The sequence below is a fragment of the [Bacteroides] pectinophilus genome (assembly GCA_025146925.1).
GTDB lineage: Bacteria > Bacillota > Clostridia > Lachnospirales > Lachnospiraceae > Bacteroides_F > Bacteroides_F pectinophilus.
In genome coordinates, this window is sequence record CP102260.1 from 256,218 (window position 1) to 268,823 (window position 12,606).

General features: G+C 44.3%; 11 protein-coding genes. 10 read left to right on the forward strand and 1 reads right to left on the reverse strand.

All coding sequences use genetic code 11. From position 1 onward, the window contains the following. The first annotated feature begins 32 nt into the window (after positions 1-32). From acgM to NQ488_01105, 9 genes are all read left to right on the forward strand, one after another. A complete protein-coding gene (acgM, locus tag NQ488_01065) occupies positions 33-1,085 on the forward strand; it encodes a radical SAM/SPASM domain protein, ACGX system (GenBank protein UWN95931.1) in 1,053 nt (350 codons plus the stop codon). 78 nt (positions 1,086-1,163) lie between these two features. Beyond that, entirely contained in the window at positions 1,164-1,820 is a 657-nt protein-coding gene (locus tag NQ488_01070; GenBank protein UWN95932.1) for a 4Fe-4S binding protein, read from the forward strand. Further along, positions 1,807-2,622 carry a protein-ADP-ribose hydrolase gene (locus NQ488_01075; GenBank protein ID UWN95933.1) on the forward strand — a complete coding sequence of 272 codons (816 nt, stop codon included), beginning with the start codon at positions 1,807-1,809 and terminating at the stop codon, positions 2,620-2,622. Before NQ488_01070 ends, NQ488_01075 begins: the two co-directional genes overlap by 14 nt. 1 nt (position 2,623) lies before the next feature. Next, on the forward strand, positions 2,624-3,511 hold the full coding sequence (locus NQ488_01080) for a Sir2 silent information regulator family NAD-dependent deacetylase (GenBank protein ID UWN95934.1): 888 nt from the start codon (positions 2,624-2,626) through the stop codon (positions 3,509-3,511). Further along, on the forward strand, positions 3,483-4,430 hold the full coding sequence (locus NQ488_01085) for a DUF1848 domain-containing protein (protein ID UWN95935.1): 948 nt from the start codon (positions 3,483-3,485) through the stop codon (positions 4,428-4,430). Before NQ488_01080 ends, NQ488_01085 begins: the two co-directional genes overlap by 29 nt. Before the next feature lie 22 nt (positions 4,431-4,452). Next, positions 4,453-5,226 carry a hypothetical protein gene (locus NQ488_01090; protein UWN95936.1) on the forward strand — a complete coding sequence of 258 codons (774 nt, stop codon included), beginning with the start codon at positions 4,453-4,455 and terminating at the stop codon, positions 5,224-5,226. A gap of 213 nt (positions 5,227-5,439) precedes the next feature. Beyond that, the gene (locus NQ488_01095; GenBank protein UWN95937.1) at positions 5,440-5,928 is read left to right on the forward strand and encodes a MarR family transcriptional regulator; all 489 of its coding nucleotides are present in this window, start codon (positions 5,440-5,442) and stop codon (positions 5,926-5,928) included. After that, positions 5,900-7,684: an ABC transporter ATP-binding protein/permease gene (locus tag NQ488_01100; GenBank protein UWN95938.1), complete on the forward strand. Its 1,785-nt coding sequence runs from the start codon at positions 5,900-5,902 to the stop codon at positions 7,682-7,684. Before NQ488_01095 ends, NQ488_01100 begins: the two co-directional genes overlap by 29 nt. Beyond that, a complete protein-coding gene (locus tag NQ488_01105) occupies positions 7,674-9,317 on the forward strand; it encodes an ABC transporter ATP-binding protein/permease (protein ID UWN95939.1) in 1,644 nt (547 codons plus the stop codon). The genes NQ488_01100 and NQ488_01105 overlap by 11 nt, the downstream gene beginning before the upstream one ends. Here NQ488_01105 and NQ488_01110 read toward each other — a convergent pair. Next, entirely contained in the window at positions 9,288-10,106 is an 819-nt protein-coding gene (locus NQ488_01110) for a LytTR family transcriptional regulator (GenBank protein UWN95940.1), read from the reverse strand. The genes NQ488_01105 and NQ488_01110 overlap by 30 nt on opposite strands. Before the next feature lie 201 nt (positions 10,107-10,307). Between NQ488_01110 and NQ488_01115 the strand changes: the two genes are divergently transcribed. Further along, positions 10,308-12,602, forward strand: a complete 2,295-nt coding sequence (locus tag NQ488_01115; GenBank protein ID UWN95941.1) for a chitobiase/beta-hexosaminidase C-terminal domain-containing protein — start codon at positions 10,308-10,310, stop codon at positions 12,600-12,602. Positions 12,603-12,606 lie beyond the last annotated feature (4 nt).

Here is a 12,606-nt window from a genome sequence, read left to right on the forward strand (position 1 = left end):
AGGCACTTTGTGCCTGCAGAATGGAGGATAGGATGAATTATTTTTCTTTTCAATGGCATATAACAGATGAATGTGACCAGCGCTGTAAGCACTGCTACATTTTTTCGGGAAAGGGCTGCAGCGAGCTTAAGAGCATGACATGGAAGCAGATGCAGGAGGTTGTGGCTAACTGTGAGGATTTTTGCAGGATTTACAATAAGCTGCCATATTTTTATATAACCGGCGGAGATCCTATCCTTCATCCTGACTTCTGGAAGCTGATGGTGCTGCTTAAGAGCAGGGGAATCCCATTTACAATAATGGGAAATCCATTTCATCTGGATGATGAAGTATGTACAATATTAAAGGCGTGCGGCTGTGAAAAATATCAGATGTCGCTTGACGGAATGCGCAGTACGCATGACTGGTTCAGAAAGCCGAGAAGCTTTGACCTTACACTTGAGAAGGTTGGATGCCTGAACCGGGCAGGAATTAAAAGCGTTATTATGAGCACGGTATCAAAGATGAATATGAATGAAATCCTGGATATTATTGATGAGGTTGTAAAAGCGAAGGTTAAGGTGTTTGCATTTTCCCGTTATGTGCCGACCGGCGGAGAGGTCGATACCGGAATGACGGCGCAGGAATACAGGAAGCTGCTTGAAGTGTGTGATGCAAAATACAAGCAATACGAGGCAGCAGGATGCGAAACCTATTTTAATAAAAAAGACCATCTCTGGACGCTGTATGAATATGAGACAGGACAGTTCAGGCTGCCGTACAATGCTAAGAACGGCATGATATATGGTGGCTGTAACTGCGGAAACTGCCATATTACAATATCCTCCAACGGAGATATAATGGCATGCCGGAGAGTCACCGACAGTAAGGTTGCCAACGTATTTGAGGACAGGCTGGCAGATGTGTGGGTATGCCAGATGGAGAAGTACAGAGATTACGATAAATTTGTAAAGTGCAGTAAATGTGAGCTTAAGGCATGGTGCAGGGGCTGTCCGGCAGTGGCAGACGGAACAACGGGCAATTTTTACGGTGCAGACCCGCAGTGCTGGAAGACAAAGAACGATATAACGGGGGAGGTACTCTGATGAAGTATGGGACATTATTGGAACTTATAAAAGCAAGGCACTCAATCAGAAAATTTGACAACAGTGAGGTGAGAATATATGAATCTGGAAACATGTCTTAAAAAAATGCAGCTTGTAGGCGTACTTGCGTTTGCAACGGTAGACGGGCAGGGAGCACCGCAGATCCGCAACATAAGTGCGATTCATTATGAGGCGGATGCATTATATTTTTTCACGGCTAGGGGAAAGGACTTCTGTAGGGAACTGCAGGCTGACGGCAGGGTGCAGATTCTTGCATATACAAAATATAAGGAAATGATACGCCTGTCGGGAAAAGCTTATGCGGTAGATGCTGGCGCACAGATAAAGTGGCGTGATATAATATTTGAAGAGCAGCCGTATCTTGCCAATGTATATCCGGGAGATACGAGAGATATAGGAATTATTTTCTGCATTGATGAGGGTGAGGTTGAATATTTTAACCTCGGTGTAAAGCCTATATTCAGGGAGACATACAGGCTGGGGAAATTGACTGAGACAGCAAAAACAGGAAACCACAAAGGATATCACATAACAGACGCATGTATTGGCTGTGGTACGTGTGTACAGCATTGTCCGCAAAGCTGTATAAGCTGTGTGGAAGATGCGGAAACGGGAAACACGCATTTTTCAATCCGGCAGGAGCATTGTCTGCATTGCGGTGCGTGTTATGAGCATTGTCCGGTCGGAGCGGTGAAGAGATATGAATCAGAGTGAGAGAAGAATTTATTTGATAAAGCATCTGCAGGATAAAATGCGCAGCGGTTATCCGGAATATTATTCAAGATATTATCCGCAGTATACAACAATGAATATCCCATCTGATACTGACGGGCAGAAATTACTGCTGCGTGCGCTTATGAACGTGAGGCTGCCGGGAAGTGCGGACGCTGAATTTGTAAGGATTCAGGATGAGTACCTGCATGAGGAGAACAGCCGGCGCGGGGTGGTAACGCTTGCGGATATGACAGAGGTGCAGCCTGATTTATATATGTGGAAGGGCGATATAACGAGGCTTAAGGCAGGAGCCATTGTAAATGCCGCCAACAGCCAGATGACAGGCTGTTACCGTCCGTGCCATAACTGCATTGATAACTGCATTCATACATTTGCGGGAATTGAGCTGAGGAATTATTGTGATGATATGATGCATAAGCAGGGATATGAGGAACCGACAGGCCGGGCAAAGCTGACTCCGGCGTTCAATCTGCCGTGTGATTATGTCATTCATACGGTGGGACCGGTTGTACAGGGCGTGCTTACGGCTGAGGATGAGCGCTTGCTTGCGTCCTGCTATGAGTCATGCCTTAGTGTGGCAGATGAAAATAATGTCGGTAGTATTGCATTCTGCTGTATTTCGACAGGTGTGTTTATGTTCCCTAATGACAGGGCTGCCGAAATCGCGGTGCAGACGGTAAAGGAATATAAGGAAAAGACAGGTTCAGGGATAAGGGTGATTTTCAATGTTTTTAAAGAAGAGGACGAACAGCTTTACAGAAAGCTGCTTGGACAGGGCTGATATGGATAGAAATACTATGTACAAAGCCGCTTTGGACAGGATTGAGGGCGCAGACGCTGTCGTGATAGGTGCGGGAGCAGGGCTTTCAACATCGGCGGGCTTTACATACAGCGGTGCAAGGTTTGAAAAGTATTTTGCGGACATGGAGCGGGCATACGGCTTTCATGACATGTATTCGGGCGGCTTCTATAATTATGACAGCTCGGAGAAGCTGTGGGGCTTCTGGTGCAGATACATTTACATTAACCGTTATATGGATGCGCCGAAGCCGGTATATCAGGATATATTTGAACGCGTCAAGAACAAGAATTATTTTGTGCTGACAACGAATGTAGACCACTGTTTCCAGAAGGCAGGCTTTGACAAGGAAAGACTTTTCTATACTCAGGGGGATTACGGGCTGTTCCAGTGCAGCCAGCCGTGCCATAAAGAGACCTACGATAACGAAGAGATTATAACAAAAATGGTGTTAAGCGAAGGCTATGAGATAAAGGATGCCAGGCTTGTAAAACCTAAGGGTGCGGTTGTAAGTATGGAGATTCCGCCAGAGCTTGTGCCGGTATGTCCAAAGTGTGGCAGACCGATGAGCATGAATCTGAGATCGGATTGTACATTTGTACAGGATGCAGGATGGTATGCGGCAGCAGAGCGGTATGAGAGATTCTTACGTGAAAACAGGAACACAAAGACAGCATTTGTCGAGCTTGGCGTGGGGTATAATACGCCGGGTATAATTAAATACCCGTTCTGGCAGATGGTGGAGAATAATCCCAAAGCGTCATACATCTGCATTAATAAAGGTGAAGCGTATGCGCCGAGAGAGATAGCTGACAGGTCGGTATGCATTGACGGAGATATATATGATTATACAGACAGGAATGAGGACTGATATTCCGGCATTTTATTCGGAATGGTTTGTTAACAGAATAAAGGGAGGATATGTACTTGTACGCAATCCTTATAACGAAAGTCAGGTGACGAGATATAGTCTGTCGCCTGACTTTGTCGACCTTATTGCATTCTGTACGAAGAATCCGGCACCGATGCTTAGCCGTATGGATGTGCTGAAGGACTACGGACAATACTGGTTTGTGACGATAACTCCATATGGAAGGGATATAGAGCCAAATGTACCGGACAAGCCGGTTGTCATGGAGAATTTTAAAAGGCTTTCGGATATAGTTGGTGTGGACAGTATAGGATGGCGGTATGACCCGGTTATTATTGACAATCATCATACAGTTGAATGGCACATATCGGAGTTTGAACGGATGGCTGCCACGCTTGCAGGCTATACAAAGACATGTGTAATTAGCTATATAGATATTTATAAAAAGGTTGAAAGAAATTTTCCGTCTGCCCGTGAGGTCTCCGGGGCTGACCGGCTGACACTTGGAAATGCTTTTATAAAGACAGCCGGGAAGTATGGAATGACGGTAAGACCATGCGCCGAGGGAGATGAACTGGCAGCGTTCGGAGCGGACTGTTCAGGATGCATGACGGTTAAGACATTTGAGACGGCATTGCATGAGCATCTTGACGTTCCGGGGATTAATACCAATAAGACCAACCAGAGAAATGGTCAGTGTGCGTGTCTGCTGGGAGTTGATATCGGAGCATATGATACCTGCGGGCATATTTGCAAATACTGTTATGCCAATGCCAATACCGCACTTGTGAGGGATAATATGAGAAGGCATGACCCGATGTCCCCATTCCTGATTGGAAGCAGCCGTCAGGGTGATGTTATACATCAGGCAAAGCAGGAAAGCTGGATTGACAGGCAGATGAGGCTTGAGCTGGAATGATGAGGATATATAAGGAGGATATATGTCTAAAAGGTCAAAAAAAGCGTATGCAACAACAATAATACATGGAGAGGATGGACCGACAGCGGTATTTGTTGCAGGCAATTGTGAAGGACGCAGGGAAAAGCTTTCGGTACGGCAGAGCATAAAACATGGGATTAATAGTGTGAAAAATGTGTGCTGGAAAATCAGACGCAGCATTGCAGAGAGAATAATAATGCGTAAAAGACCCGCGCCGCATACAATGGGTGAATTGCAGCAGTATATCGTAAAAAAATATGTCGGCAGATACAGCTTTACCGAAGTAGACAAAAACAGCGGCGAGGCGGCTGAAGAGTATCGTGACATGCGGGCGTCATTTATAATTCAGTATGCACCTGAGCTGTTAAGCAGTGCAGGCAGCGGTGATTGTGTGCCACAGCTAAAGAGCACATCGCAGGAGGATATATTGGAATATATAAGGCTGAATAAGGAGCGCATGGTAAGGGCGGCATCCGTACCGCTTGAGAAGTTCGACATTGATTATCACAAATATGTGTATAATGATATGTATAAGACAGATAAGACAGATGCAAATAATTGCAGTTTGGGTCGGAATAAGCGCAGTTTGGGCAGCATGGACATAATAATAGAAAAGAAATATGGTTACATTGGCGGCGGTGCATCAGGCAGCAAAAAATTCATAAAGAAATACAACAGAATTCTCAGAGACATACATATGTATTATGGTGTGACCACAGAAGATATAGAGACTAAATCACAGAGATACCGCGAATTAGTGAATTCAATGCTGTAAGAGGATATGTTTGATATTTCATTGCTGACTATAACATGGTTCAGAGGGTATAAGAGCACAAAGTCAGAATTTATATCCTGAGTAAGCGAAGCGTGACACAATACAGCACGTCCGTACACACATAAAGTCATCTTGACTTATAAAAAAAGATGTACTATCATCCAAATTAGTTGATAGTACATCTTTTTTAAAAATGAACGGAGATATAAATTTATGGATGATACGGGAAGAAAGATAACTAAGATAGCGCGCGAAGTAAGCAAGTTCACGGTGCAGATGATGAAAGAGGAAGGTATTGGCACGGCGGAGTTTGACTTTATACATCTGATACGGCATAATCCCGGGATTACACAGGCAGAGGTAAGAGAACAGTTAAAGATAGACAAAGGTGCGGCGGCAAGGCGTGCAGCAAGCCTTGAGGCAAAGGGATATCTTATAAGAAAGCCTAATCCTGACGATGGTAGAAGCCGGCTTCTGTATGCTACGGATAAAGCGGAGAATCTTAAGAATTCAAAGGCTAACATAGAATCGATGTTTTATGAGTGGCTTCTTGCAGAACTGCCGGAAGAAGAAAAAGAACAGTTCTGTGAAACACTTGATAAGCTGTATTGGCGTTCTAAGAATGAGAGAAGAGCAGGGTTTGTCAATATATCAGAGGTGGTGAATTTGAAAAATGCAGCAGACGAAAAAGAATATCAGTAAAAAGATAGAGCATCCCGACAGAATAACAGAATACTTCAAAGAGGAATGGGCAGTTCTTCTGGCAGTGACGATATCAGGAATCATATATAATATAGGACTGCTTGCAGGCCCGTGGTTTGAGGGTAAGATGACAGGCTGCCTTGTAAATATTCTCGGAGGCAGTGAGACATTTGCAGACATGCTTATATTAGCTGCATTGTATGTAATTTCAATTGCCGTCGTACAGATATCAAGGTATATCAAGAGATTTTATGTAAGAAGATTTTCCAATAATGTTAATAAAAACATGAAGCAGATATTGTATGGAAGTCTTGTACATAAGAGCTGGGCACAGCTTCTGGAGGAGGGTGCCGGTAATGTCATGACTAAGGCAATCCTTGATGTAGACGACTGTGTCGAAGGAATGAGAAAGTTCACAACAGAAATTTTTGATACGGGAATTGCAATGGCAGCATACATGGGAATGCTTCTGTGGTATGACTGGCGGCTTGCACTGTTATGCATGATATTCCCTCCGGTTTCGTATTATATTGCGGAGAAGATGAAAGACATTGTGCAGAAGACGGGTGCGGCATACAAGGTACAGGCTGGTATTTTAAGTGAGGCAACGCTTGACCGTGCTGACAATGCAGTTACATACAGGGTATTCGGATGTGAGAGTGAGCGCAGGAAATCGTATGAGAAAAACCTTTCAGATTATGAAAAATCTGCAGTCCTCGCTAATATATGGAATTCGTCGCTTCAGCCCATATACAGGATTATCTCAATGGCAGGAGTTATATTCATACTTTACTTCGGCGGGAAAAATGTTCTCGGAACCGGCTGGCGTGAGTGGAGCGTTGCAGCATTTGCAACATTTCTTGCATGCTTTACCAAGCTTGCGGATAAGTCATCAAAAGCTGCCAGGCTGTTCAATGCAGTCCACAAGGCGCAGGTTTCATGGAAGCGCATAAAACCGCTTATGGTGATACCAAAAGATGACGCACCAAAATCAGGACAGCCGGCAGGATGTGCAGATGCCTTGGTATCAGTACCGGCGCTGGCGGTCAACAACATAAGCTTTGCATATCCTGAATCGAAAAATATTTATTCCGATATCTCCTTTAACGCAAAGCCGGGAGAGATAATAGGTGTCACGGGACCGGTTGCATGTGGCAAATCAACGCTAGGCAGGACATTTTTGTGCGAATATCCGTATGATGGAAGCATCAGGCTGTCAGGCAGGGAGCTTAAGGATATGACGGCTTCGGAGAGAACCGGACTTGTGGGGTATCTCGGACATGACCCGGAGCTGTTTAATGACAGTATAGCCAATAACGTAATGATGGGAGATAAAGGCGATTGCAGACAGTACCTTAAGATGGTATGCATTGACGAAGAGGTAAATGCAATGGAAGACGGTACGGATACACTTGTCGGAAGCGGCGGCGTCAGGCTGTCGGGTGGACAGGCACAGAGACTTGCGCTTGCGAGGACGCTGTGCCACATGAAGCCTGTTATGGTGCTGGACGACCCGTTTTCAGCACTTGACAGGAAGACAGAAGTTCAGGTGTTTCATAATCTGAGATCAATGGCGCAGAATAATATTGTAATCCTCATATCACACAGACTTTATCTGTTCCCGCAGATGAGCAGAATAATCTGGATGGATAATGGCAGGGCAATAGCCGGGACCCACGAAGAGCTTATGGAGCAATGTCCTGAGTATGCAGAGCTGTATCTTGAACAGGCAGGAGGCGGCAGCAATGACAAATAATATAAACCAAAATAACAAAAGCAACAGCGTCGCAGAAATAATATTATATACAATAAAAAGCAGACTGCTGTTGTCATTTGCAATAGTATCTGCGGTAGTTATGGCGATAGTCACATCACTTTTTCCACCATTGATTCTTGGTGGTATTATTGATGCCATGACAGCAGGGCAGGCAGTTAATTGGGGAATGATACTTGCATACTTTGGGCTGATTGTGCTTACGGGACTTATGGAGGCTGCAAGAGAGGCACTTCTTACAGTATTCGGACAGAAGATAACGCATGCATTGAGAAGCGGGCTTATGGATAAGTTCACAAGGCTTACGGCAGACTGTCTTAATAAGCAGGAGCCGGGCGCGGTTGTATCAAGATTTGTAGGTGATGTTGATACAGTAGAGGCACTTTTTACATCAGGAATTATCAGTATGTTTGCAGATGTATGCAGAATCATAAGCATACTTGCGGTTATATGGTTCCGTAACAAAGGTCTTGCAATAGTGATTGTAGTGCTGCTTCCGTTTTTATTCTGGTTCACAAGGCACGTACAGAAAAATATGCTCAGCGCTCAGATTGCAAACCGCCGTGCAGTAAGCCGTGCATCAGGCCATGTACCTGAGACACTTCATAATATCCGTACAGTACATACACTTGGCAGGGAAAAGTATATGGAACAAAGATATGATGAGTACATAAGCGAAGGCTACAGGGCGATGGAGAAGACCAATTTCTACGATGCAATATATTCTCCTGTAATTCTTATTTTAAATGCTGTTGTAATTGCGGTAGTCATGTTGTTCTCTGCATCAGGCAGCCCTGTGGTGCTTACACTGTTCGGAATGTCAGCAGGTACGGCAGTAGCCGTAATGAATTACATTTCACAGATATTTTCACCGGTAGAGAGCCTCGGCATGGAGATTCAGACAATACAGTCAGCACTTGCCGGTGTAAAGAGGATAGATGAATTCCTTGCACAGGACGAATTTGCAAAGCAGGATACAAAAGCGCCTGACGGGCCTGTGGTAAGATTTGATAACGTCACATTTGGTTATGATGATAAAAATATTCTTAATGACTTTAGTTTTGAAGTCCGTACCGGCGAGCAGGTAACATTGTCGGGACGTACCGGTGCGGGTAAGAGTACAATATTCAAACTGATACTTGGATTATACAGACCGGACCGGGGCAGTGTCACGATAGGCGGCGTTAATTCGGCAGATATACCGGATAAGGCAAAACGCAGGCTGTTTGGATATGTTGAACAGTCATTCCATATGGTCCCGGGTACTGTAAAGGATCAGATAACGCTTTTTGATGAGTCGGTCACAATGGATGAAGTAAAGAAAGCTGCAGAACTTACGGGACTTGATGATGCAATAATGAGCCTTCCTGACGGTTATGACACAAAATGTACCGCAGATATCTTCTCACAGGGACAGTGGCAGCTTCTGTCAATAGCCCGTGCAGCAGCGGCACAGCCGAAGCTGCTGCTGCTTGATGAGATAACGGCTAACCTTGATGCGGATACAGAGAAGACTGTGCTCAGCGCCCTTAAGAGAGTATCTGAGAATAGAACAGTTATCTCAATATCACACAGGGTCAATGCATCAGCCGGAAGGATAATTACTATTGGATAACAGTGCCTTCTTCACGGCAGTGTATTTTTTCTCGGGGACAGGAAGTATCGTTCCGTCAGACAGTGTGACAGAAAAACGCTCAATTCCGGTGACGTGTTCCGGATTGATGAGATAACTTGCATGAATGCGGAGCAGATACTTTGAATACCTGCTCTCAAAATCAGGCAGTGTTCCATTAATCGTTATCAGGCTGTCTGATGTATGGATACAAAGCTTTGCTGTCCGCTTTATTGTCTCAATATATATAATTTTTCCCGTAGCGATACGGTGAACACTCATGTCGTCCGCTTTAACGGTTATGAAGTTGTCAGGCTTCTCAACTAACCGTATAGGCAGGGCGACATTTTCATAATGTACGGGATAGATGGTATCACGGCTGTCATGCCGCCATGCGTTGCTTATGTGAATCATGACAACCTCCCAATACGGCTCATAACCATTCTCAGTCTTAATCCTCTTTTCACGCCATGTAAATTGAAGTCTCTGGTCATGCAGATCTGTATTGCCGCTTGGATAGTGCGTATAAATGTCATAATGCAGTAAAACTTCACGTGCAGCCTTGCAGGGAGTAACACATACTGCATCTATCGAGCCCATTGTAAATGTCAGCTCATGTATTTCAGATGAAAATGTATCAATAATATTCTGGCGGCCTCTTAAAATCTGTCCTTCCGTCGGACCAAGCCAGAGAACATCATCAGCAAGGCAGTCAAAAAATGGCTGGAGATTATTCATGTAGTATTCGGTTATTATATGAATTGATTCATGGATTAATAAATCGGATTTCATGTTGTACCTCATAAATGTTATCGCAGTCGGGGGCTTTTGACCCCGACATCATTATACACAATTATTACAATAAAACAAGCTATTTGCAATATAAACAAGTTAAATGAACGGAGAGCATTGAAGTGAAAAGTTGCATTTGATAGTATAAATCTATAAAAGCTGAACCTATTAAAATACATAAGAACACGGAGGAGGGCGCATATGAATATATTCAGGAAAAAAGCAAGAACAGGAGCGGCAATTCTGTCTGCGGCAGCATTACTGGCAGGCATTTTTGCGGGCGTGCCGAGAGGAGTCACTGTGGCTAATGCGGCGGATACGGCAGATACAGCGGGTACGGGCAGTGCTGTTGTGTATGCAGGTGATTCAGCCAATGATACTACAGACCAGATAATAACCGGTGATATGCTGGTCTCAGGTATTAACAAACCTGTGCCGGAAGAGGAGTTTGACAGAACCGGATATGTCGAGAATGCATCTGCTGCGGCATTTGAAATTAAATCAATAAATTGGTGTGATAGAATTGGCAGGGAAATAGCAGAAAATGAAGTCGCAGATTATGGAACATATTACTATATAATATTAGAACTTACTGCAAAAGATGGATATATATTCGATAAGCAAAAGGCTGCTTCCCAGGTCGATATAGGGTATTGGGCATCGCCATGGAGATATGATATAAGTGACGATCAAAAAACCCTTGTAATAAAAAGAAAGACCCAGACTGTAAATGACCGTCTTATAAGCATAGAGCCTCCACAGCCGATACAGGTTGAAGCAGGAACTGCATATGAAGATATGAATCTGCCGGAAAAAGTCAATATTACTACGAAGTTCAATACAAGAACAACGGCATCCGTTGAGTGGAATACTGAGTATATTAAAAGCGGAAGCTATGACCCTTCAATACTGACGGAACAGACGGTTACGCTTAGGGGAAGGGTAACGGATGTTTATAGTATAAATGTAGATAATGTCTGGGAATATTTAGAGCTTACTATTAATATAAAAGCTGCTGACGCAGCCGAAGCTCCGACAGCAGACATTACACCGGGAACATATACGGAGAATCAGTCAGTAATACTTACTTCTGCAACAGAGGATGCGGTAATCTATTATACTACAGACGGAAGTGAGCCTGCATTGGCAGACGGCGTTCCATCAGGAACAACTAAGCAGTATACAGCACCTATAGCTGTAAAGGGTGAGGCAGGGCAGAGCGTTGAGACAACAATCAAGGCATTTGCAGTAAAGAGCGGAATGAATAACAGTGCGGTAGAGACATTTACATATACGATAGACATTCCTGCACCTGTTAAAAAGTATACATTGACAGTAGTTGACGGCTTAGGAAGCGGTGAATACGAGGAGAATGAACAGGTAACGATAACAGCAGACGAGTTCTTATACGGAATGCCTTTCTGGGATTGGACAGGGCTTGAAGGAGTTACTATTGTGTCAGGCAGCGAGATTGATCTGTCAGTAACATTCCTTATGCCGGCGAAGGACATTACTGTATATGCTCATTACGATTATCCGTACATTCCGCCAGTCTATATCATAGAGGCATCTGTATCAGGTGCAGGAGGAAGCATATCGCCATCCGGCACAATATATGTAGATGCAGGATGCGACAAGACATTTGTATTCACTCCGGATGAAGGTTTTGAGATTGATAAGCTGTTGGTTGACGGAAAGCAGGTAGATGCGAGTCAGAAATATAGGTTCTGGTATGTTGATGATAATCATAGTATCGAAGTAACATTTAAGAAGAAAGGTGGACAGGAGCCGACGACAAATCAGGAGCCGACAACAAATCAGGAACCGGCAACAAAACAGGAACCGACGACGAAGCAGGAATCAACTACGAATCCGACCTCTACGCAGCTAAGGTATAAGATTCTGGATGGTGCCGACAGCAAGTGGAGTGAGGATACCAACGGCAATCTCATGATAAGAGGTAACGGGGAGTTTTCTAAGTTTACATGTGTAAAGGTTGATGGCAGTATTATTGATGCGTCAAATTACACAGCAAGAGAAGGCTCAACGATAATCACGCTGAAGGCTGAGTATCTTGATACTCTTGCGGAAGGCAGCCACTCATTTGAGCTTGTATGGACAGACGGTTCAGCGTACACAACATTTACAGTTGCCAAAAATGAGGATTCGGATGATAATGATGACAGCAATGATGATAATGATGCAGACGGAGCTGACAACGGAAGCAATACCGGAAACGGCAATGTAACAGGCAATGTCAATAACGGAGCAGGTGCTGGAAACATCAATAACGGAACAGGCACAGCTAACGGAAGCATGGACGCGGGAATTAGTGAGACAAAGGCGGCAGAAGAGAATGCAGCCGCTTCGGCAGATGCATCACCAAAGACGGGTGACGCAAGCCATACCGAGTTCTGGATTATGCTTATGGCAGCCGCACTTGAGGGAATTGCTGAGCTTGTCATGCTGGCAAAGAGAAAAGGTAAAGAGGAATAATCAG